Source organism: Streptomyces sp. NBC_01537, assembly GCF_045040445.1.
In the GTDB taxonomy this organism is placed as follows: domain Bacteria; phylum Actinomycetota; class Actinomycetes; order Streptomycetales; family Streptomycetaceae; genus Actinacidiphila.
This window is the reverse complement of the sequence record NZ_CP109392.1, coordinates 9584209-9606409: the sequence shown is the minus strand read 5'-3', so window position 1 is coordinate 9606409 and position 22201 is coordinate 9584209. Positions and strand designations below refer to the sequence as shown.

The following is a 22201-nucleotide window of genomic DNA, read 5'->3' as shown; positions in this document are numbered from 1 at the left end:
AAACTACCGGTCTTCGGCACGCTTGCCTAGAGGTGTGCGAAACCTGTGCACGCCGCCTGCTCCCGACGCTTCGAGGCTACTCGCCCTGTACGTGCCTCAGGACGCAGAGTAGTTGCTCTTCGGTTGCGGTCTCCGGGGCGGGGTCGACGCAGCCGCGCAGCTCCTTGGTGAGCGATCCGGCGTCGATTCCGGCGCCGATCATCACCAGCTGGGTGGCGGGCCGCTCGGCGCGGGCCCAGGGGGACGGCTCGAAGCGCAGGTGGCCGCCGACGGCGTGGAGGGCGTACTTGCGCGTCTGCGCGTCGGGGGCGAAGTGGACGTGGCCCTTGATGCGGAACAGGCCGGCGGGGCGGGCGTCGAGGAAGTCCATGAAGGCGCGGGGGGCCAGCGGCTCGGCGGTGGTGAACTCCACGCTGTCGTAGAGGGTGTGGATGTGTCCGCCGTGGTCGTCGTCCTCGTGCGCGAGGTCGGCGTACAGCTCGTCGAAGGACAGCTGGTGCACGGGCTCGGTGTGCTCGGTGCGGGGCCGGGGGTCGAAGAGCAGGGCGGGGTCCACCCGGCCGTGCTCGGCGGTGACGACGGGGGTGCCGGGGCCGAGCCCGGCGATGGTGTCGAGGAGGCCCGCGCGGGCTTCGGGGCCGACGCGGTCGGCCTTGTTGAGGACGACGAGGTCGGCGATGCGCACATGGCGGTCGAGCTCGGGGTGGCGGGCGCGGGTCGCCTCGTACTCGGCGGCGTCGAGGACCTCGACGAGGCCGCCGTAGGTGATGCGCTCGTCGGAGCTGGAGAGCAGCATCCGGATCATGCTCTGCGGTTCGGCCAGGCCGCTGGCCTCGATGACGATGACGTCGATGCGGGCGGCGGGGCGGGCGAGGCGGTCCAGCATCTCGTCGAGGTCGCTGGAGTCGGCGACGCAGCACAGGCAGCCGCTGTCGAGGGCGACCATGGAGTCGACCTGCCCGGCGATGGCCATGGCGTCGATGTTGATGCTGCCGAAGTCGTTGACGATGGCCCCGATGCGGGTGCCCCCGCTGTTCCTGAGCAGGTGGTTGAGCAGGGTGGTCTTCCCGGAGCCGAGGAATCCCGCGAGGACGATGACCGGGATCTTCTGCTGGGGCAAGGCTCAACTCTCCGTGGGGCGGGGGCGGCGGCTCCTCATCCTAGGCCGCCGCCCCTCCCCTACGCCGTCAGCTGTACGGGATCGTGACGACGGACTGGTTGCCGAGGCCGAGGGTGGAGGTGCCGTTGCCGATGGCGTTCCAGACCTCTACGCGGACGGTGCCGTTGGTGAGGTTGCCCAGTGAGCCGGTGGTGGCCTTGAGGCCCTTGGCCTGGGTGTAGTGCTCGTAGCCGGTGACGGGGTCGGTGGCGAAGTAGTTGTAGGTCTCCGTGCGGTCGTAGGTGCCGTCGCCGGTGAGGTCGTAGCTGACCCGGAGCTGCTGGCCGTTGGCGACGGTGGTGCCGGCGTCCACGTACAGGTCGAAGGCGGTGGAGCCGCCGGTGTACGTGCCGGTGACGCCGGTTCTGGTGAAGGTCTGCTGCTGGTAGGGGGTGCCGTCGTGGTTGGTGCCGCCGGCGGAGGCGAGGGTGACGGTGGAGGCGGCGGAGGCGGCGCTGCCGAGGGAGCCGCCGCTGAGGAGGTACTGGGAGGCCGAGGTGCCGCTCGTGGCCGTGCTGGTGCTCGTACTCGTGCCGGTCTTGGTCCAGACGCCTACGTAGTCCACGAGCATCGGGTGGCCGGACTCGGTGGCGGAGGTGGGGGTGGTGGAGCCCTGGATGGCGTCGGGGAAGGCGCCGCCGATGGCCACGTTGAGGAGGATGAAGTAGCCCGCGTGGTCGGTCATCGCGGACCAGGTGGCGGCGTCCACGGCACTCTGGCTGACGCTGTGGAACTGGGTGCCGTCCACGTACCAGCGCAGCACGTTGGGGCTGACGGAGCGGTCCCACTCGAAGGTGTAGGTGTGGAAGGCCGACTGGCAGGTGGAGCCGGGACAGGCGAGGCTGTTGCCCAGGCCCGTGGTCTCGTTGCAGGGGCCGCCGGGGTTGGTGCCGCAGTGCAGGGTGCCCCAGACCTTGTTGATGCCGTTGACGTTCTCCATGACGTCGTACTCGCCGATGGCCGGCCAGTTCTGGTAGTTGCCCCGGTAGGGGGCGCCCAGGGCCCAGAAGGCGGGCCAGTAGCCGAGGGCGGCGGTGCCGGTGACGTTCGGCATCTGGATGCGGCCCTCGATGCGCAGGGTGCTGCCGGCGGCGGGTTTGAAGTCGGCGCGCTGGGTCTCGATGCGGCCGGAGGTCCAGTTGCCGGCCGAGTCCTTGATCGGGGTGATCTTGAGGTTGCCGGAGCCGTCGAGGGCGAGGTTGGAGGTGGAGTTCGTGTAGCTCTGGATCTCGCCGGTGCCCCAGTTGGCGGGACCGCCGGAGTAGGCGTGACCGGTGTCGATGATCCAGTTGGAGGTCGAGGGCAGGGTGTTGGCGGTGCCGTTGAAGTCGTCGCTCCACTGGAGCGTCCAGCCGGCCGGGGTCGGCACGGCGCCCTGTGCGGGCGACGCGACGAGGGCGGCGATCAGGACGACGGTGGCTATGACGGCGGTGCCGGCCGCGCCCAGGAGACTGCGGGGGCGGTGGCGGAGAGGGGATCTGCGCGGGGGCTGGGGGGACTGGGGGGATGGGGTGGTGCGTACGGTCGTGCTCACGGTGGAGCACCTCCTGCCGGTGAATGGAGGGAGGCTGCGGGGTTTTGAGAGCGCTCTCAGAGTTTTGTAAGTGCATTGACGGGCGGCGTCAATGACCTGCGCACGTCAACTTCTTGAAGGGATCCTGCATGGATCCGCCCCGCGGCGGATCCGACCCGTGCGGGTGAACCCGGGGGCGTGGCAGAACCCCGGGTGACGGACCGCTGTCCTCCACGGCATCCGGAACGATCGCCAGGAGGTGTGCCGGTGGATGATCACCGCGTTCCCGCGCAGCGGCGCGACGAGGGCACGGCGTACGTATGCGTCGCGGCCGAGGACGAGGAGACGGCGTACCGCATCGTCGACCTCATCTCCGAGCACCTTCCGGCGACCGCGCCGAGACTGCGGCGTACCCGGGACGGGCTGGTCGCCTTCACGCTGACCGCCGTCGCGCTGCCGCCGCCGGATTGCTGACAGCCGGCACCGGGGGGCCGTCGGACCGGCTGCCGAGGCCTGCTCGGCATACCACCCATGCCGACCAGCGATGACCGATCACCTTGTCCGGTGTGACCGGTGCTTCCTACGCTCCGAGCATCGATCAGACCCTCGCGCCGCTGCGCCGGTGGACCGAGGGAGCACGACTCAAAGGAGAGTCCCACCATGACCGCAAGACCGGCCACGGCCGCCCCGCACCGCATGGCACGGGTCACGGGCGCTCTCTGTGCCGCGACCGTGCTCACGCTCACCGCCGCGGGCTGCAGCAAGTCCGACGCCGACACCGCCGGCTCCACCACCGGCTCGTCCTCCTCGTCGGACTGCGGCACCGTGCCGACCGCGTCCTTCAGTGACGCCGCAGGCCTGGTCAAGGCCCTGGGCTCGGACTACACCACCGCGTACAGCGGCTACTCCGGCACCGTCCAGAAGAGCGCGTGGGCGAACTGGGAGGGCAAGAAGTCCGGGACGATCACCGTCGGGATCTCGGAGTCCCAGCTCACCAACCCGTACCAGACGCTGATCAACACCGCGCTGCAGACGTATCTGAAGGCGGAGGGCTACAAGGTCATCGACCTGGTGTCCACCAACGAGGTCACCAACCAGATATCCCAGTTCAACCAGCTGATCACCGACAAGGTCGACCTGATCATCTACCAGCCGCTGGCCTCGGGCTTCGAGTCGGTGGTCGACAAGGCGGCCAAGGCCGGCATCCCCTCGATCTCGGTGCTGAACAACGTCGTGGACGCCAACACCGTCAACGTCGTGCCGAACTCCTTCGCCGCCGGCGAGGCGCAGGCCGCCGCTCTGGCGAAGAACATGGGCGGCAAGGGCACCATCCTGGGCGTGCACGGCATCAAGGGCGTGCCGATCGACACCGACACCTTCAAGGGCGCCAAGGCCGCCCTGGCCAAGTGCCCGGACGTCTCCCTTGAGGACTCGACCTACACCGACTTCTCGCCGACCACCGCGCAGACCAAGGTCCAGCAGTACCTGGCGGCGAACCCGACCAAGACCATCGGCGGCGTCCTGGAGGGCGGCCCGATGACCACCGGCATCATCTCGGCCTTCCAGAAGTCCAATGTCACCGTGCCGCCGATCGCGGACAACGGCCTGACCAAGGGCGGCGTGGCCTACTGGAGCGCCAACGAGAGCAGCTACAAGGGCGTCGGCCTGTTCAACCCGGCCGACGGTCTGGCCAAGGCCGTGGTCCAGGTCGCGAAGCACATGCTCGACGGCGACGGGGTGAAGGTCTCGGACATCGTGATCAACCCGCCGCTGGTGACCGCCGACAATCTGTCGAAGTTCACGAAGTCGAGCTTCAAGACCGGTGACGCCTCGACGATCACCGTCGCCGACGTCAACCAGACGTTCGCGGAGGACAGCTACATCGACGGCTTCTTCGGCTAGGGCCGAAAGGATCCGCCGATCCGCCGTACGAGGCACGAACGGAGAGAGTTGCGTTGAGCGAGCAGAGCCAGGTGACGCTGGAAGTCACCGGCCTCGCCAAGTCGTTCGGGGCGACCAGGGCCTTGCGGTCCTGTTCGCTCCGGCTTCTGGCGGGCGAGGTGCACGCCCTGATGGGCGAGAACGGATCCGGGAAGAGCACCCTGGTCAAGATCCTGACCGGAGTGCACGCCCCGGACACCGGCGGCTTCCAGGTCGGTGGCCGCGCCGTCCGCTTCGGCGGTCCGGCGGCGGCGATCGACGCCGGGGTGATGGCGGTCTACCAGGAGGTCCTGGTCGTCGGGCCGCGCTCGGTGCTGGAGAACGTCTGGCTCGGGGCCGACGGGGTCTTCCGCCGCAAGGTGTCCGAGGCCGACAAGCGGGCGAAGGCCGCCGCCGTACTGGGCGAGCTGCTGGAGCAGGTGCCCGGTCTGGACACCCCGGTCGAGCAGCTCTCGCTCAGCGACCGCCAGGCCTGCGGCATCGCCCGCGCTCTCGTACGCGAGCCGAAGGTGCTGATCCTGGACGAGGCCACCAGCGCGCTCGACGTGGCCACCCGGGACCGGCTCTTCGCCGCCCTCGCCCGGCGCAAGGCGGCCGGCATGTCCGTGCTCTTCGTCTCCCACCGCATGGACGAGGTCGACGCGATCTCCGACCGGGTCTCCGTGCTGCGCTCCGGCGAGTCGGTGGCCACCCTGGATGCGGCCGAGGCCACCACCGGCGAACTCGTCCGCCTGATGACCGGCGCCGAGCACCTCACCGTCACCCCGGACGGCGGCAGCCTCGCGCACCGCTCCGGCCCGGCAGCCGACGCGCCGGTGCTGCTGCGCGTACGCGGGCTGCGGCTGCGGCCGGACGCGGAGCCGGTGGACTTCGAGCTGCGGGCCGGTGAGCTGGTGGGCCTGGCCGGGCTGGAGGGGCACGGCCAGGACGCCTTCATCAAGGCCCTGTGGGAGGGACCGTCCGGCGACGGCTCGGTCCTGCGAATCCAGGACGGGGCACAGACCGAGGTCCGCTCCGAGCAGAAGGCCGCGGCGGCGGGCATCGGCTATGTGCCGCGCGACCGGCGGGCCGAGGCGCTGTTCGGGACGCTGTCCATCCGGGAGAACTTCGCCGCCGCGACGCAGCGCAAGGACACCCGCTTCGGACTGCTGTCGCGCAAATCCGCGCTCGGCCGCTTCGCCGAGTACAAGGCCGGCCTGAAGGTCCGGATGGGCCGGGAGTCCGACCCGATCACCACCTTGTCCGGCGGCAACCAGCAGAAGGTCGTCATCGCCCGCTGGCTGGCCCGCCGCCCGGACGTGCTGCTGCTCAACGACCCCACCCGGGGCGTGGACATCGGCGCCAAGCGGGACATCTACGCGCTGCTGGACGAGCTGACCGGCAAGGGCGTGGCCGTCGTCATGCTGTCGACGGAGGTCGACGAGCACATCGAGCTGATGGACCGCGTCCTGGTCTTCCGCGAGGGCTCGCACTCGGCGTCCCTGGACCGCAAGGAGCTGACCCGGCAGTCGCTGGTGGCGGCCTTCTTCGGCCGAACCGTTTCCGCAGCCGCCGCCCCTGCCGCCGCCCCTACGGATGGTGCCGCATGACCACCCTGACCACCCCGCGATCCCCGCGCTCCCCGCGCTCCTTCCAGGCTCTGCTCGGCTCGCGCCCGTACGCCTTCGCCGGGCTGCTGACGCTGCTCCTGCTGGTGGTCAACACCGCGCTGCAGCCCGCCTTCCTCGCCTTCGGCAACTGGGCGGCGGTGCTCGCCTCCTTCGCGCCGCTGGCCATCGCGGCGATGGCCAGCACCCCGGCGATCCTGTCCGGCGGCGGCGGTATCGACATATCGATCGGCCCGCTGCTGACGCTGGTCAACATCGTCATCGTGGCCAACCTGCTGCCGAACGGCCTCACCTCCCCCTTCGTGGTCATCCCGATCTGCCTCGCGATCGGCGCGGCGATGGGCGCGCTCAACGGCTTCATGGTGGCCGTGCTGCGCTTCCAGCCGGTCGTGGCCACCCTCTGCGCCAACATCATCATCGGCGGCCTCGCCACCCAGGTGCAGGGCGACGACGTCCCCTCCGGCAGCACCGGCTGGACCAAGGCCCTGGCCGGCTCGATCGGCCCGGTGCCCGGCGCGCTGCTCACGATCGGCGCTCCGCTGCTGATCTGGTGGGCCCTGTCGCGTACGCCGTTCGTCAAGGCGCTGTACGCGGTCGGCGGCGACGACGCCACCGCCTTCTCCGCCGGGGTGAACGTGCCTGCGGTCCGCATCGCGGCGTACGCACTCGGCGGGCTCTACGCGAGCATCGCCGGCATCGCGCTGATGTCCCTGATCAGCGAGGGCGCGGCCAGCATGGCCGGCCAGTACACGCTGCTCGCGATCGCCTCGGTGGCACTCGGCGGCACGTCGCTGGCGGGCGGGCGCGGCTCGCTGCAGGGCTCGCTGCTGGGCGCGGCCACCATCTACCTGATCAACAACCTGCTCAACGTGGTGAAGGTGTCGACCCTGTGGTCCACCGCGATCTACGGCGCGATGCTCGTCTTCGCCGTCGTCGTCGGCGCCGTGTTGACCAACGCCCGCAGGAGGGCCGTCGCATGACCACCGCTGAAGCAGCACCCCGGGGCGTCCCCTTCCTCCAGACGCTGAGCGAGTGGCAGCGCCGATTCCCCGTCCTCCAGATCGTCGCGCTGGTCTCCCTCTACGCATACGGGCTCAGCACCATCGAGGGCTTCGGCTCGCAGCGCGTGCTGTACGCGATCCTGATCAACGCCTCGCTGCTGGGGCTGGCCGGGGCCGGGCAGACCATCGTCGTGCTCGTCGGCGGCATCGACTTCTCCATCGCCGCGTTCATCTCGGCGGGCAACGTGATCATCGCCGAGCTGTGCGGTACCTACCACTGGTCGCTGGGCACGGCCGTCCTGGTCGCCCTGGCGGTCGGCGTGGCGGGGGGCTTCCTCAACGGCCTGATCTCGTACCGCTTCAAGGTCGAGCCGCTGATCGTGACACTGGGGATCAGTGCCCTGCTGTCCGGCCTGATTCTGAAGTGGATCAACGGCGCGGCCACCGGCGTGGCCCCGGCCTCCCTGGGCAAGCTGACCGCCGCCAACGGCACGGTCTTCGGCATCGGCATCCCGCCGGTCATCCTGATCTGGGCGCTCGTCGCCCTCGTCATCGGCCTCGTCCTGACCCGCACCAACGCCGGGCGCAACCTCTACCTCACCGGCGTCAACCAGTCCGCCGCCAGGTTCGCCCTGGTCCGCGTCGGCCGCACCTGGATCCTCGCCTACGTCGCCAGCGCCGTCCTGGCCGTCTTCGTCGGCGTCCTGCTGGCCGGCTACTCCGGCTCCGGCAACGTCACCATCGGCGACCCGTACCTCTTCCAGTCCCTGGCCGCGGTCATCGTCGGCGGCACCATGTTCGGCGGGCGTGGCGACTACTGGCGTACGGTCCTCGGCGCCCTCGTCCTGTCGGTGGTCGCGCTGCTGCTCAGCGCCAACCAGCTGTCGTCCGCCTCCCAGGACATGATCACCGGCGCCCTGATCCTTGCCGTGGTCGGGCTGTACGGGCGGGAGCGGCGGCTGCGCGACCGGATCTGACCCGCGACCGGATCCCACCAGGGCGGCCCTGGATCCCGTACCCACGCACGGTTGCTTTTCGCGCCTGCCGAGGAGACCGCCGTGGCCGGACCGTTCCCGCTCGTCGAACCGTACGCACAGGGCCTGCAAGGTGTTCGACCCCGAGGTCTACCGGGTCTTGACGTTCGACCAGCGCGGCTGCGGCCAGAGCCTCCCGCACGCCTCCGACCCGGCCGTCAGCTTGGAGCACAACACCACCGGGCACCTGATCGCCGACATGGAGCGGCTGCGCGAGCACCTGGGCATCGAGCGCTGGCTGCTGTACGGCGGCTCCTGGGGCTCGACGCTGATCCTCGCCTACGCGCAGCGTCATCCCGAGCGGGTCACCGAGGTCATCATCAACGGCGTCACCATGACCCGGCCCGAGGAGACCAACTGGCTCTACCACGGTGTCGGCCGCCTGCTGCCCGGCCCCTGGGAGGCGTTCCGCGACGCGGTGCCCGCCGCGGAACGGGACGGCAATCTCGTGGCCGCCTACAACAGGCTGGTCAACAGCCCGGACGAGGCGGTCCGGGCCAAGGCGACGCGGGACTGGGTCACCTGGGAGGACGCGGTCATCGCCCATGAGGTGCTCGGTTCGCCGGCTTCCTACAGCAACAGGCCGCCCGACGCGCTGACCACCTTCGTCCGGATCTGCGCGCACTACTTCGCGCACGACGCCTGGCTGGAGGACGGGCAGCTGCTGCGCGACGCGCACCGCCTGGCCGGGATCCCGGCCGTGCTGATCCACGGCCGGCTCGACATCGGCAGCCCGCTCATGACCGCGTGGGAGCTGGCCAGGGCATGGCCGGACGCGGAGCTGAAGGTGATCGACGACTCCGGCCACACGGGCAGCCCGGCCCTGCGGGACGCGATCCTGGAGGCGACGCAGAAGTTCGCTACAGGACGCGCTGGCCCTTGCCGAGGGCGATGATGCCGTTAGGGGAGGCGTGGTAGAGCTCGCGGTCCCGGTCGGGATTGACCCCGACCAGGGCCCCTGGCGGGACGACGACATTCTTGTCGAGGATGGCGCGGCGGACGATCGCGCCGCGTCCTATGCGTACGTTGTCGTGCAGGACCGAGCCCTGGACGACGGCACCCTCCTCCACGACGACGCCGGGCGACAGGACGGACTGGGTGACCTGGCCGCTGATGATGCAGCCGGGGGCGACCATGGACTCGCTCGCGATGCCGCCGGCCACGAACTTGGCCGGCGGCAGCCGCAGGGAGTGCGTGTAGAGCGGCCACTCGCGGTTGTAGAGGTTGAAGACGGGGTGGACCGAGATCAGGTCCATGTGCGAGTCGTAGTACTGGTCCAGGGTTCCGACATCGCGCCAGTAGCCGTGGTCGCGGGCGGTCTCGCCCGGGACGTGGTTGTCGTCGAAGTCGTAGACCTGGACCTGGCCCTTCTCGGTGAGCATGGGCAGGATGCTGCCGCCCATGTCGTGGATGGAGTCGTCGTCCTCGGCGTCCTGGTACAGCGCGTCCAGCAGCACCTTCGTCGTGAAGATGTAGTTGCCCATCGACGCGTAGACGCGGTCCGGATCGCCGGCGAGGCCGGGCGGGTCGGCGGGCTTCTCCAGGAAGCGTTCGACGCGGCTGCCGTCCGGTCCCGGCGTGATGATGCCGAAGGACGAAGCCTGTTCGCGGGGGATGCGGATGCCCGCGACGGTGGCGCCCGCGCCGCTCTCGATGTGCTGGCGCAGCATCTGCCGCGGATCCATCCGGTACACGTGGTCGGCGCCGAAGACCACGATGTAGTCGGGCTGCTCGTCGTGCACGAGATTGAGCGACTGGTAGATGGCGTCCGCGCTGCCGAGGAACCACCGCGGGCCGAGGCGCTGCTGGGCGGGGACCGGCGTCACGTAGTTGCCCAGCAGGTTGGACATCCGCCAGGTGGTGGTGATGTGGCGGTCGAGGGAATGGGATTTGTACTGGGTCAGGACGCAGATCCGCATCACGTCGCCGTTGACCAGGTTGGACAGCACGAAGTCGACCAGCCGGTAGGCGCCGCCGAACGGCACAGCCGGTTTCGCCCGGTCCGCGGTCAGCGGCATCAGCCGCTTCCCCTCTCCGCCCGCCAGTACGATTCCCAGCACCGAAGGTCCGCCACGCATCGCGCCCCCTTGCAACTGCCTTGCTGTTCAGGACTTGAGAACCGACTCATACACCTTCACCGTGCGCCTGGCCACCGCGTCCCACCCGAAGGTACTCACCGCGCGCGCCCGTCCGGCCTCGCCCATCCCCGCCGCGGCCGCCGGGTCGGCGACCACCCGGTTCACGGCCTCCGCCAGTGCTGATTCGAACGCCGCCGGTTCCTTCTCGTCGTACCCGACGAGAACCCCGGTCACGCCGTCCTCCACCACCTCAGGAATCCCGCCCACCGCCGAGGCCACCACGGCCGTCCCGCACGCCATCGCCTCCAGGTTGACGATGCCCAGCGGCTCGTACACCGACGGGCACACGAACACCGCCGCGTGCGTCAGCAACTGGACGACCTCCGGCCGCGGCAGCATCTCCGGAATCCAGATCACCCCGTCGCGCAACGCCGTCAGTTCCGCGACCAGGTCCCGGAACTCCCGGTCGATCGCGGGCGTGTCCGGCGCCCCCGCGCACAGCACCAGCTGCACGGCCGGGTCGAGTTCACGAGCGGCCCGCAGCAGATGCGGCACGCCTTTCTGGCGGGTGATCCGGCCGACGAACAGCGCGTACGGGCGTTTTGCGTCCACCCCGTGGCGCACGAGCGCCTCAGTGCCGGGGTCCGGGCGGTAGAGGTTGGTGTCGATGCCGTTGTGGACGACGTGCACCCGGCCGGGGTCCAGGACCGGATAGCAGTCGAGGATGTCCGCACGCATGCCGTGCGAGACCGCGATGACGGCGTCCGCCGCTTCGATCGCGGTGCGCTCCGCCCAACCCGATACGGCATACCCGCCGCCCAGCTGCTCCGCCTTCCAGGGGCGCAGCGGTTCGAGGGAATGCGCCGTCATCACGTGCGGGATGCCGTGGAGAAGCTTCGCCACATGACCGCCGAAGTTGGCGTACCACGTGTGGGAATGCACGAGGTCCCGGTCGGTCAGTGCAGCCGCCATCGCCAGGTCCACGGACAGGCTCCGCAACGCCTCGTTGGCGGCGGCCAGTCCCGGCGCGGGCGCGTGGCGGGTGACGGCGCCGCCCTCGCCGCCCTCGCCGTCCTCGCCGTCCTCGCCGACTTTTGCGCTGGCCCAGCAGTGAACCTGCAGGTCAGTGAGCCCTCGCAACTCCTTGGCGAGGAACTCCACGTGGACTCCCGCGCCCCCGTACACATCCGGCGGGTACTCGCGAGTGAGCAGTCCCACCCTCATGGGCGCCTCCTGGTTTTGCCGGCCCTTGTCGCCGCGTACTCACACTGATGCCCAGAGGAAGGTCGTTTGATCCGCACGAACGTTTGCCTTTGCGGTTGCGGTGCGGTTTGCCGTGGCTGGCGGTGCGGTTGCGGTGCCGTCGGTGATGGTTGCCGGTCCGTCCTCAAGCGCCGGACGGGCTGGGTTGGCCTGGGGGTCGGTGCCACCACCGGGGATCTCTCCTCGGCGCTCGCGACTCTGGTCGACCCGATCCGTGTCCGGGATCCTCGCTCGTCGCGCTGCGGGAGAACCCCGGCGTGTCCCCTCCCGGCCGGAGACGTTCACTTCAGCCCGTCCGGCGTTTGAGGACACGCCCGCAGGGCGTTCGGGGTCCGGGGGCTTGCCCCGGCGGGTCCGGGCGGAGCCCGCCACGCGGCGCCAGCCGCTGATCGGATGCAGCGGGAAGGGGCGGGGTGGGGGAAACCCCCTCACCCACGGCCCCGGCGGCCGGAGGCCGGCGCAGCGGTCCGAAGCCAGCACAGCGCCCGCGAGGACCGCACGAGGAAAAGGGGCCCCCGGCGTGTCCCCTCCCGGCCGGACGGCAACTTTCAGCCCGTCCGAGGGGGAGCGATCCCCCTGGCCCTCCGGACGCCCTCGGGCGTGTCCTCCGCCGCAACTTCGACGGAGCGATGGCCTGGTCCAGATGTTCGCCTCGTAGCGGCAGGCGAGCTTGTCCGCCGGCGGACCCGTTCCACGACCTTGATCAACGCTTCGAACAGGCCCTAGTGCCGGACGCGGACGACGAGTTTGCCGGTGGCGCGATCGTGCTCCATGTCGTCATGGGCCTGCGGCACCTGCTCCAGGCCGTCGTAGACGCGGTCCACGGGGAAGGCCAGCCGGCCTGCCGCTACCGCGTCGAGGATCTCCTGGAAGGTTTCCCGGGGCAGGTCGGCGGCGTCGCCGAAGTAGCCCGCCAGGCGCACGCCTTTGGGCAGGTACTCGTTCGGGGAGAAGTCCCGCACCGTCCACTGGTTGGACAGGCTGCCGCCGAAGCAGGCCGTGCCGTGCACGCGCACCGCGCGCAAGGTGTCGGGGAGGGTCGGCGTGCCGACAAGATCAAGGGCGGCGTCGACGCCGTCCGGGTACAGCTCTCGCACGGCGGGCGCGACCTCGCCGGTGTCGAGCAGAGGGTGGTCGACACCGTGCTCCTTCAGCGAAGTGAGGCGGTCGGCTCGCCGGGTGGTGGACAGCACAGTGGCGCCGCGCCATGCGGCCAGAGCGGCGGCGGCCAGGCCCACCGAGGAGGTGCCGCCGCGGATCAGCACGGACTGGCCGGGCTTCAGGTCCAGGCCGATGGTGAGCGAGCCGTTGGCGGTCTGCACCATCTCCGGCAGGGCGCCCAGCACCTCCCAGGGCAGGTCGGTGTCGACGGGGATGACCTGCGACAGCGGCACTGAGGTGTATTCGGCATAGCCGCCGTCGAAGGTGCGCCCCATGTCCCCCATCATGGCGACAACCTTCTGCCCAGGAACCAGCCCGCTGCCGGCCGGGGCCGCGTCGATGGTGCCGGCGGCCTCGATGCCCGGCACCCGGGGAAAGCTGACACCCACGCTCACACCCAGCCGCAGCTTCAACTCCGAGCGATTGAGGCCGAACGCCTCGACGCGGATGCGCACCCAGCCGTCCCTCTCGGACGGGAGAGGGAGCGTGGTCAGCCGCAGGTTGTCGACGGGGCCGGGGGCGGAGAGTCGAACGGCGCGCATAGTGACCGGCGAGGACGTCATGGGCCTTCCTTCTTCCCGAGCGCAGAGAGTCGGTCAGCGGTGGTCAACATGCAGCCGCTGCGGCTTCATTCCCGGCTCAAGGCCGACGGCCGACTGCGATGCTCAGAATGGCCAACCACCGCTACCGCACCGCTGCCCCGGCAAACGGCACGAGCCGGACCGCGCTCAACGCGACCGCACGGATCCCCGTGACGCCGAGCGCCAGCGCGTCGCACATGGCGTGGGCGGCGTCCGACAGGACCGCGGGATGGGCGGTCGGGGCCGCGAGTGTGCGGGTGCGGTCGAGGGAGGAGCCGCCTGAGAGGCTGACGGTGAGGGCGAGGGTGAGGGCGGAGCGGCCCGAGCCGTGGAGTTGGCGGGCGAGGGAGTCGGCGAGGAGGGGGAGGGTGCGGCGTACGGCGTCGGGGTGGGTGCCGTAGGAGGAGAAGAGGCGGTCGGCGGTCAGGCTTTTGGGCGGGGTGTCGGCGGAGACGCGGTGGGGGTCGATGCCGTGGGCGCGTTCCCAGGCGGTGAGGCCGGCGGCTGGGCCCAGGAGGGTCTGGAGGACGGCCGGTGGGGTGGCGGCGACCTGGCCGACGGTGCGGAGGCCGTGCCGGGCCAAAGTCGTGGCGGCGGCCTCGTCGATGCCGTGGAGGTCCGCGACGGGGCGGGGGCGGAGGAAGTCGGCGACCGCTTCGGGGTCGGCGTCGACGGCCCGGACCCGGCCGGGCCGGGCCGCCGCGGCGGCCATTGCGGCGACCGCCCGGTTGCCGGCGGCGCCGATCGTGAGGTGTACGTCGTACATCGCGGTGGCGCGGGTGCCGATCATGAGGGCGAGTTGCTCGGGGAGGCGGTCGAGGTAGCGCACGGCGGCGCTGATGTCGGCCAGGATCACGTCGGGCGGGGCGGTCTCCACGAGGGGGGTGAACTGGCCGACGAGCTCGGCCAGGGCTGCGTAGGTCGCCCGGTCGACGGCTCCGCAGCGGATGTAGAGCACGGCCATGGTGCGCCCACCTCACATGTTCGAACGTATGCTCGAATTCGAGTGTAGGGCACCGGCCGGGTGTCGTACCCCGGCTCTACAGTTCGGGTCATGGCCGAGGCACTGTCCGGCGCCCAGCGGCGCGCGATCCTGGAGTCCGACGCCGGCACGGGCCGGCTCGGGGCCCGCGTGCCGACCTGCGAGGCCCTGGCACGGTTGGGCCTGGCCGTCCGGTACGGCAGGGTCGGCGGCTACTACCTCACCCCGGAGGGGCTGCGCGTGCGCGACGTACTCGCCCGGGTCGGGCCGGAGCCGGGGCACAGACAGGAGCCCCCCGTTCCCGCGGCGGCCCCCACGGCCCCCGCCACCGGCTTCGCCGCCGATGACGGCACCGGCGCGCCGGGCCCCGGGCCCGCTTCCCCCAGCCGGGCGGCCGAGGTGGCGACGGCCTGGTCGGGACTGCTGGAGATCCGCCGGGTCCTGCAGGACGGCGACGTCACCAGGCCCGCGCCCTGGGAGCGGGAGCGTCCCGTGCACGCCGTCGCGCTGGCCCTGGAGGCCGCCGGCCACTCCCCCGCGAGCGGCGCGGCCGGCACGGACGGCTACTCGGTCTCGCCGGCCACCCAGCAGAAGGGCCTGGTGGAGGTGGCTTGGCACGGGAGCGACGCCGTGACGTCCCTGACCGCGTGCCAGCGGCTCCTGGAGCGGTACGGCTGGCAGTGCACACTGCACCGCGACCGGCACGGGCGGAGCTTCGTCCTGGCGTCCCCGCGCCGCGCCTGAGCGGGCCGGAAGTGGCAGGCTGGAGGTGGCAGGCTGGAGGCGCGGGGGAAGCAGGGAGGCTCGTGATGCGCACACCGGAAGACCAGCTGTACCAGCGGACCCCCTCCCAGGCGGAGGGCGAGCGCGACGAATCTGACGAGTTCGCCGCCCACGAGGTCCACGCCGAGGTACCCCGGACGACGCCGTCCCAGGCCGAGGGCGAGAACGAGGAAGAGGGCGCGGGCACGACCGGCTGACGCCCGGGCACGACCCCGGCACGACAATGGGCGCATGCCACAGAGCGAGTACCGACCCATTGACCTCCGCAGCGACACCGTGACCCGCCCTGACGAGGGCATGCGCGGCACGATGGCGCGCGCGGAGGTCGGGGACGACGTCTTCGGCGACGACCCCACCGTCAACGCGCTGCAGGAGCGGATCGCCGCGCTGCTGGGCTTCCAGGCGGCGCTGTTCGTGCCGACGGGGACGATGAGCAATCTGTGCGGGATGCTGAGCCATTGCGGGCGCGGTGACGAGTACATCGCAGGCATGTCCGCCCACGTGTACCGGTGGGAGGGCGGCGGCGCGGCGGTGCTGGGCGGCATACAGCCGCACCCACTGACCGCCCGGGCGGACGGGACGCTGGACCCGGCCCAGATCGAGGCGGCGGTGAAACCGGACGACCCGCATTTCGCGCGCACGCGGCTGCTGTGCCTGGAGAACACCGCCGAGGGAAAGGTCATCCCGGTCGAATACCTGGAGTCGACGGCCAAGCTGGCGCGCGGTCTCGGGCTCGCGACGCATCTGGACGGTGCCCGGCTGTTCAACGCGGCGGTGGCGTCGGCCCGGAGCGGGGATCCCTTCGACGAGGCGCGGCGGATCGCGGCGCCCTTCGACAGTGTGTCCGTGTGCTTCAGCAAGGGCCTCGGCGCACCGGTGGGGTCGGCGCTGCTGGGCTCGGCGGAGTTCATCGCGCGGGCGCTGCGGTGGCGCAAGGCGCTGGGCGGCGGGATGCGGCAGTCCGGGGTGCTGGCGGCGGCCGCGTCGTACGCCCTGGACCACCACGTTCCGCGGCTGGCGGAGGACCACGAGAACGCGGCGGCCTTCGCGGAGGGCGTCACGGGCCTGCAGGGACTGGCCGTCGAGCCCGCGCGGACCAACATGGTCTTCGCCGGGACGACCGGGGGCCTGACCACGGAGGACCTCGCCGCGCGGCTCGCCGCGCGCGGTCTGCTGTGCGCGGGGGCGGGGCGGCTGCGCTTCGTCTTCCACCTGGGTGTGTCGCGTACGGACACGGCCGAGGCCGTACGGATCGTGCGCGAGACCCTGGCTTCCTGACGGGTCGTCATGAGACGGTGCGGCCATGAGCCAGTCCCTGCACGGCCGCACCGCCCTGGTGACCGGCGCCTCCAGCGGCATCGGGCTGGCCGTCGCGGAGGCCCTCGCCGGGGCCGGGGCCCGGGTGCTCCTCACCGCCCGGGATCCGGGCCGGCTGGACGCGGCGGCGCAGCGGCTGCGGGGCGCGGGACACCGGGCGGCCGCGCTGGCCGGCACGGTGGCCGATCCCGGCCATCCGGCGGCCTGCGTGGCGTACGCGGTGGAGGAGCTGGGCGGCCTGGACATCCTGGTCAACAACGCGGCGACCAACCAGCCCTACGGTCCGCTCATGGAGGTGGACCCGGATCTGTGGCGGGAGGCCTTCACCGTGAATGTCGAGGCCGCGCTCCGGCTGGTCCAGGCGGCCTGGCGCGGGTGGATGCGGGAGCACGGCGGCTCGGTCGTCAACATCTGCACCGAGGGAGCGGGCCATGTCGGCCCGAACGTGGGCGCGTACGGCACCAGCAAGGCCGCCCTGCTGCACCTGACCCAGCAGCTCGCCGGGGAACTCGGACCGGCCGTAAGGGTCAACGCGGTCTCCCCCGGGCTGGTGCGCACGGAGATGGCCCGCTTCATGTGGGAGCCGGCCGGGCAGTCCATCGCGGCCGGGCTGCCCCTGGGCCGGATCGGTGAGCCGGCGGACATCGCGCGGGCCGTGGTGTGGCTGGCCTCGGAGGACGCGGCCTGGATCACCGGCGCGGAACTGGTCGTCGACGGGGGCACGCGGGTGCGGGCCGCTCGTGTGCCGCGGTGTGGCTGAGCGCTTCACCGGGTTCAACCTCGTGGGAACGCCCTTCCCGACCTGAGACGATCAGCAGGACCGAACGAATGAACGCAGAGGTGGGGAACATGATCGTTCTGGTACTGCTCGGCGTCTTGGCGCTTACTGTCGGCGGGTGCGTGTGTGTGGTGTGGGCGGAGCGTGGCGGGCCCCGCTGGGTCCGTGCCGTAGCGACCATGACGCTCGCCGCAGGCGAGGGGGTGCGCCGCTCTGCGAGGAACCGGCATTCGGGTCCGAACGGGACCACCAGTGACGACGGCTAGGCCGTTTCTGATGGATCTCCGTGGCTGAAGGAGCGGCCCGCCGTGCAAGCGGCTGATGTGTCACTGCGGCGCCTGCGATCGCAAAGCGCCGGAGCGCCCACAAGGTGGTTTCCTGTGGGCGCTCCGGCAACGCCGCGAGCGCTGGTGCCAGGGCACGCGATGCCACGGAGATCCATCAGAAGCGGCCCAGGCCGTGTCTGACAAATGGCGCCGGCCGCCCGAAGGGCGGGCCCCACAGCGTCTGGTGCGTGCGATCGCAAGGCGGAGGATCGCCCTCGCAGTGGGCTACTCGGGCGACTCCGACAACGCAGCGAGCGCGCGCCCGCCGCGCCGGCGGCTGATGTCACTGCGGCGTCGTGGGGCAGGCGGGATTTGTCAGACACGGCCTGGCCCTGTCCGGGCGATCATGGGCGCCCTCCGCGCCGGCGGCTGATGTCACGGCGGCGGCGAAGGGGCCGTTCATGATCGCCCGGACAGGGCCTGGAGGGAACGACCCGCACGAGCGGCTGAGCACGAGCCGTGGCACTGAAGCATGATCCGCCAACTCCGACGCTCGACCCACCACTTCAAGTGCTCACCCGCCAGGTGAAGCACTCAGTCACACGCGGGCGGCCGAATAGCGGTGGCGAGGTCGCCTCAAATAGGCGCCTCAAGAAGGCGTCTCAAAAAAACACGCCCCGGCCAGGACGGGGGGATCTGGCCGGGGCGGTGGGGCCGGCGCGGTTACGCGCTGCAGCCCTTGTTTAGTTTAGGACTCAACAGCTAGGGGTACTGACCACAACTGCCCTGTGGATCTGTGCCGTTGACCACACAGGATGACAGGTCAGTGCAGCCTGGGGTCCAGCACCCGCTGCAGGCGGTACGCGACCGGCTTGAAGCCCACCGCCGGCCAGTGCCCCGCGGCGACCGGGGACGCGGCGTGCCAGCGTGCCGTGATGTTGCGGTAGCCGTTGTCGAAGGCCCAGGCCAGGGCCGTGGCGAGCAGGATCCGGCTGATCCCCTCGCCCCGGGCGGAGGGCGCCACGTAAGCCAGGGACAGCTCGGCGCAGGGCTCGGGCAGGACGGGGCTGGGCTCGGCCCGGGCGAGCACCACCATGCCGATCTCCTCGCCTCGGCGGGCGGCGATCCAGGCGGCACTGCGCGGGTCACCGAGGGTGACGGCGTAGCGCTTGCGCAGGGCGGCGAGGGCGGGCTCGGGCTGCGGGAGGAAGACGGCGGAGCGCTGCTGCTGGCGGGCGGCCTCGGCGGCCATGCGGCCGATCCGGTCCAGGTCGAGTTCACCCGTGCCCGCCCGGCGGATGGTCAGGGCCTCCACGCCCCGGGGCTGACGGCCGCGCGGCTTGACCGGCATCAGCCCGCGCACCTGCGCCAGCCCGAAACCGAGCCGGAACCAGGCCATGGCAGCCGACTCGTCGGCCGGGAGGTCGACGTAGTGGACGAGGCGGCGCTGCGCGACCAGCCGCTCGGCGACCACCGTGTACAGCGCGCGCAGCGTCTCCGTCTCGCGGCCGCCGCGCAGCGCGTGCCCGCCGAAGGGCACGAGCGCGGAGCGCGGATGGCTGTCGAGGACCTCGGGGTCCTCCAGGGCCAGGTCGAGCGGAAGGGCGGCGAGATAGCCCGCGAACACGCCGCCGCTCGCCCGGGCACAGGCCGCCTCGGTGTACGGCTCGGCGAGGATCTTGCCCAGCAGTTCCTCGCCGGTGGGCGGCACGGCCGGACGCGGCCGTGCCGCCCGGTTGTACCAGCGGTCGAGCAGGACGGCGGCCTCGGGTATGTGCTCGGCGGTCAGCGGCGCGGTGGCGAGTGTCATGGTGCGACGGGACGCTAACGGTCCGGGCCGTCCCCCGTCCAGGCAGGGCGGTTCGGGTCGTCGGTATGGACGAGGATGTCCGCTGTCTCCGCGGGCCGCATCTCGGCCTCGTAACGCGCGAACGCCGGCATGGTCCACCGCTCTTCCGGCGGCGTCCGGCGCTCCAGCGCCGCCGGGGACAGCCTGAGGTGGACCGTCAGGTCCAGCGGGAAACCGTGGCCCTGCAGGAAGGCCCCGTCCAGCAACAGCACGCCGCCGGGCGGCAGTTCCTCGTACGCCGCCCGGGTCGCCCGGTCGGTCCCGGGGTCCCACAGCGAGGGCAGTACGCGCCCGTTCCCGCCGGGGCCCAGCGGGCCGAACACCTCCCGCCACAGCGCGCCGGTGTCCAGCCAGGTGTCGTAGTACGCGTCCGGGTCCTGGCGTCCGTGCTCGTAGCGGATCGACGCCGGGCGCCAGTACGTGCGCGCGCTGACGCGCAGCGCCGGGCGGCCGAGCGCGCGCAGCGCCTCCGCGACGGCCTGGGCCGGCGCGTCGGTGCGGGCGGCGGGGGCGCCGTCCAGGGCGACCCGGGGCCAGGGGCCGCCGTCGAGCGGCTTGAGTGCGGCGATGCGGTCGGTGAGGGCTTCGGTCAGGCGGGGCCAGGTGATCGCGGTGAGTCGCACCGGGCCATCCTGCCCCAGCCTCAGTGGTCAGTCAGCGCGGCGTAGCCGGGCAGGACGACGTCGCGGATGAGGGCGTTGCGCTCGTCGAAGGGGATGAAGGCGCTCTTGAGGGCGTTGACGGTCACCGTGCGCAGGTCGTCGAGGGTCCAGCCGGCCTCGGTGACGAGCAGCGACATCTCACGGGTCATGGTGGTGCCCGAGACCAGGCGGTTGTCGGTGTTCAGGGTGACCCGGAAGCCGAGGTCGCGCAGCAGGGTGATGGGGTGCTCGGCGATGGAGGTCGCGGCGCCGGTCTGCAGGTTGGAGGTCGGGCACATCTCCAGGGCGACGCGCCGGTCGCGCACCCAGCTCGCCAGGGGGCCGAGTTTGCCGCCCGCGATGTCCTCGGTGATCCGGACGCCGTGGCCGATGCGCAGCGCGCCGCAGACCTGGACGGCCTGGTGGATGCTGGGCAGGCCGTGCGCCTCACCGGCGTGGATGGTGAAGGGCACGCTCTCGCCGCGCAGGTACTGGAAGGCGTCCAGGTGGTCGGCGGGCGGGAAGCCGTCCTCGGCGCCGGCGATGTCGAAGCCGAGTACGCCGCTGTCCCGGAAGGCGACCGCGAGATCGGCTATTTCGCGGGCGCGGTCGGCCATGCGCATCGCGCAGAGCAGGGTGCCGACACGGACCGGGGTGCCGGCGGCCGCGGCCTTGGCCATGCCTGCGGCCAGTCCCTCCTGGACGGTCCCGACGACCTCGGGGAGGGTGAGCCCGCCCTGGAGCATCAGCTCGGGGGCGTAGCGGACCTCGCCGTAGACGACCCCGTCGGCGGCGAGGTCGAGGACGTACTCCTCGGCGGTGCGCAGCAGGCCTTCCCGGGTCTGCATGACGGCGAGGGTGTGCTCGAAGGTCGCGATGTAGCGGACCAGGTCACCGGAGTTGGCGGCCTCGTAGTACCAGGCCGCGAGCGCCTCGGGGTCGGTGGTGGGCAGGGTGTGACCGATCGTCCCCGCGAGCTCCACCAGGGTCTGCGGGCGCAGGCCGCCGTCGAGGTGGTCGTGCAGGACGGCCTTCGGCAGCCGGGCAATGGCGTCGAGGGCGGGGGCGGGGGACGCGGCGGTCATGCGGTCTGTTCCTTCGGGTGCGCAGGTGTGCGGTGGTCGGGGTGGTCGGGGTGGTCTGGGTGTGACGGCGGTCGACGGCTATGCGGGGTGGCCCAGCAGGTCCCAGCGGTTTCCGTACAGGTCCTCGAAGACGACGACCGAGCCGTACGTCTCGTGCCGGGGCTCCTCCAGGAAGGTCACTCCGGCCGCGCGCATCCGCGCGTGGTCACCGGCGAAGTCGTCGGTGTTGAGGAAGAAGCCGACCCGGTTCCCGGTCTGGTCGCCGACCCTGCCGCGCTGGGCGTCGTTGTCGGCGCGGGCCAGCAGCAGCCCCGTGCCGCCGTCGCCGGGCGGGCGGACGACGACCCAGCGGGAGCCGCCGGGGCGGGGCTCGTCCTCGACGAGGTCGAAGCCGAGCGCGCCGGTGTAGAAGGCGATCGCCTCGTCGTAGTCATCGACGACGAGGGTCACCAGGGAGATGCGGGACATGGAGAGACGTTATACGTAACACCCCTGCTGGGGCAATGTGCGGTTCGTCTCCCTGCCGTACCGGCCGGATGATAGAAGGCTGACGAGAGCGAGAGGACGGGTGCCCCATGGCGTACCAGCAGCCGGCGCTGGACGATCTGGACCGGAAGATCATCGCGGCGCTCGTCGCGAACTCCAGGACCAGCTTCACCGAGATCGGCCATGCCATCGGGCTCTCGGCCCCCGCGGTCAAACGGCGGGTGGACCGGATGCGGGAGACCGAGGTGATCACCGGATTCACCACGATCGTGCAGCCGGCCGCCCTCGGCTGGCGCACCGAGGCCTACGTGGAGGTCTACTGCGACGGCGCGGCCCCGCCGCGGCGCCTGGCCGAAGTGGCGCGCAACCATCCCGAGGTCGTGGCGGCGGTGACCGTGACCGGCGAGGCGGACGCCCTGCTGCACATCAGGGCCGCCGACATCGGGCACTTCGAGGAGGTGCTGGAGCGGATCCGGGCCGAGCCCTTCGTCACGCGGACCAACAGCTTCATCGCCCTGAGCCACCTCCTGCCCAACAGCCCCGAGGCCGGGAGCCCCGCCACGCCGCCCGCCGCACCCCCTGACTGACGCAACGAACAGCCACTGACCGGGCCTACAACGCAAGAATGCTGCGCACACACGCAATTCCTGTTCCTTGTTGACCGTCACCCGCACTT

The 22201-nt window shown here is 71.4% G+C and carries 22 protein-coding genes; 12 read left to right on the top strand and 10 right to left on the bottom strand.

Translation table 11 applies throughout. The annotated features are described in order from the left end of the window. Positions 1 to 76: 76 nt before the first annotated feature. Both OG607_RS43950 and OG607_RS43945 read right to left on the bottom strand, forming a co-directional pair. Positions 77 to 1120: a CobW family GTP-binding protein gene (locus tag OG607_RS43950; RefSeq protein WP_405735975.1), complete on the bottom strand. Its 1044-nt coding sequence runs from the start codon at positions 1118 to 1120 to the stop codon at positions 77 to 79. 67 nt (positions 1121 to 1187) lie between these two features. After that, the gene (locus OG607_RS43945) at positions 1188 to 2582 is read right to left on the bottom strand and encodes a glycoside hydrolase family 16 protein (protein ID WP_405737460.1); all 1395 of its coding nucleotides are present in this window, start codon (positions 2580 to 2582) and stop codon (positions 1188 to 1190) included. Between the two features lie 357 nt (positions 2583 to 2939). Between OG607_RS43945 and OG607_RS43940 the strand changes: the two genes are divergently transcribed. The 6 genes from OG607_RS43940 (at position 2940) to OG607_RS43915 (ending at position 9150) form a co-directional block, all read left to right on the top strand. Continuing rightward, positions 2940 to 3146 carry a hypothetical protein gene (locus tag OG607_RS43940; protein WP_405735972.1) on the top strand — a complete coding sequence of 69 codons (207 nt, stop codon included), beginning with the start codon at positions 2940 to 2942 and terminating at the stop codon, positions 3144 to 3146. Between the two features lie 186 nt (positions 3147 to 3332). After that, complete coding sequence (locus tag OG607_RS43935) at positions 3333 to 4574, top strand: substrate-binding domain-containing protein (RefSeq protein ID WP_405735969.1); 1242 nt, start codon at positions 3333 to 3335, stop codon at positions 4572 to 4574. 53 nt (positions 4575 to 4627) lie between these two features. Then, on the top strand, positions 4628 to 6202 hold the full coding sequence (locus OG607_RS43930; protein ID WP_405735966.1) for a sugar ABC transporter ATP-binding protein: 1575 nt from the start codon (positions 4628 to 4630) through the stop codon (positions 6200 to 6202). Beyond that, complete coding sequence (locus tag OG607_RS43925) at positions 6199 to 7200, top strand: ABC transporter permease (protein WP_405735963.1); 1002 nt, start codon at positions 6199 to 6201, stop codon at positions 7198 to 7200. Before OG607_RS43930 ends, OG607_RS43925 begins: the two co-directional genes overlap by 4 nt. Then, entirely contained in the window at positions 7197 to 8198 is a 1002-nt protein-coding gene (locus tag OG607_RS43920) for an ABC transporter permease (protein ID WP_405735960.1), read from the top strand. The genes OG607_RS43925 and OG607_RS43920 overlap by 4 nt, the downstream gene beginning before the upstream one ends. Next, entirely contained in the window at positions 8146 to 9150 is a 1005-nt protein-coding gene (locus OG607_RS43915) for an alpha/beta fold hydrolase (protein ID WP_405735957.1), read from the top strand. Before OG607_RS43920 ends, OG607_RS43915 begins: the two co-directional genes overlap by 53 nt. Here the strand turns inward: OG607_RS43915 and glgC are convergent. The 4 genes from glgC to OG607_RS43895 all read right to left on the bottom strand — a co-directional run bounded on the left by glgC (position 9116) and on the right by OG607_RS43895 (position 14302). Continuing rightward, complete coding sequence (gene glgC, locus OG607_RS43910; RefSeq protein ID WP_405735954.1) at positions 9116 to 10333, bottom strand: glucose-1-phosphate adenylyltransferase; 1218 nt, start codon at positions 10331 to 10333, stop codon at positions 9116 to 9118. The two genes, OG607_RS43915 and glgC, sit on opposite strands and share 35 nt — an antisense overlap. A 27-nt stretch (positions 10334 to 10360) precedes the next feature. Next, a complete protein-coding gene (glgA, locus tag OG607_RS43905) occupies positions 10361 to 11557 on the bottom strand; it encodes a glycogen synthase (RefSeq protein ID WP_405735951.1) in 1197 nt (398 codons plus the stop codon). A 761-nt stretch (positions 11558 to 12318) separates the two neighbouring features. Beyond that, entirely contained in the window at positions 12319 to 13320 is a 1002-nt protein-coding gene (locus OG607_RS43900; protein ID WP_405735948.1) for a zinc-binding dehydrogenase, read from the bottom strand. Positions 13321 to 13441: 121 nt separating this feature from the next. After that, positions 13442 to 14302, bottom strand: a complete 861-nt coding sequence (locus tag OG607_RS43895) for a hypothetical protein (protein ID WP_405735946.1) — start codon at positions 14300 to 14302, stop codon at positions 13442 to 13444. 90 nt (positions 14303 to 14392) lie between these two features. Between OG607_RS43895 and OG607_RS43890 the strand changes: the two genes are divergently transcribed. From OG607_RS43890 to OG607_RS43870, 5 genes are all read left to right on the top strand, one after another. Further along, positions 14393 to 15064 carry a hypothetical protein gene (locus tag OG607_RS43890; protein ID WP_405735944.1) on the top strand — a complete coding sequence of 224 codons (672 nt, stop codon included), beginning with the start codon at positions 14393 to 14395 and terminating at the stop codon, positions 15062 to 15064. 65 nt (positions 15065 to 15129) lie between these two features. Beyond that, entirely contained in the window at positions 15130 to 15300 is a 171-nt protein-coding gene (locus OG607_RS43885; RefSeq protein WP_405735942.1) for a hypothetical protein, read from the top strand. A 34-nt stretch (positions 15301 to 15334) separates the two neighbouring features. Next, positions 15335 to 16381: a low-specificity L-threonine aldolase gene (gene ltaE / locus OG607_RS43880; protein ID WP_405735940.1), complete on the top strand. Its 1047-nt coding sequence runs from the start codon at positions 15335 to 15337 to the stop codon at positions 16379 to 16381. 25 nt (positions 16382 to 16406) lie between these two features. Next, positions 16407 to 17180, top strand: coding sequence for an SDR family oxidoreductase (locus OG607_RS43875; RefSeq protein WP_405735938.1), 774 nt, complete (start codon positions 16407 to 16409; stop codon positions 17178 to 17180). Positions 17181 to 17269: 89 nt separating this feature from the next. Continuing rightward, the gene (locus OG607_RS43870) at positions 17270 to 17464 is read left to right on the top strand and encodes a hypothetical protein (RefSeq protein ID WP_405737458.1); all 195 of its coding nucleotides are present in this window, start codon (positions 17270 to 17272) and stop codon (positions 17462 to 17464) included. An 823-nt stretch (positions 17465 to 18287) separates the two neighbouring features. Here the strand turns inward: OG607_RS43870 and OG607_RS43865 are convergent. From OG607_RS43865 to OG607_RS43850, 4 genes are all read right to left on the bottom strand, one after another. After that, positions 18288 to 19274: a GNAT family N-acetyltransferase gene (locus tag OG607_RS43865; protein ID WP_405735936.1), complete on the bottom strand. Its 987-nt coding sequence runs from the start codon at positions 19272 to 19274 to the stop codon at positions 18288 to 18290. A gap of 14 nt (positions 19275 to 19288) precedes the next feature. After that, a complete protein-coding gene (locus OG607_RS43860; protein WP_405735934.1) occupies positions 19289 to 19936 on the bottom strand; it encodes a uridine kinase in 648 nt (215 codons plus the stop codon). Between the two features lie 20 nt (positions 19937 to 19956). After that, positions 19957 to 21039, bottom strand: coding sequence for an adenosine deaminase (locus tag OG607_RS43855; protein WP_405735931.1), 1083 nt, complete (start codon positions 21037 to 21039; stop codon positions 19957 to 19959). 78 nt (positions 21040 to 21117) lie between these two features. Next, entirely contained in the window at positions 21118 to 21507 is a 390-nt protein-coding gene (locus tag OG607_RS43850; protein WP_405735929.1) for a VOC family protein, read from the bottom strand. 107 nt (positions 21508 to 21614) lie between these two features. Here OG607_RS43850 and OG607_RS43845 point away from each other — a divergent pair, with 107 nt between their 5' ends. Continuing rightward, a complete protein-coding gene (locus OG607_RS43845; RefSeq protein ID WP_405735927.1) occupies positions 21615 to 22112 on the top strand; it encodes an Lrp/AsnC family transcriptional regulator in 498 nt (165 codons plus the stop codon). Positions 22113 to 22201 lie beyond the last annotated feature (89 nt).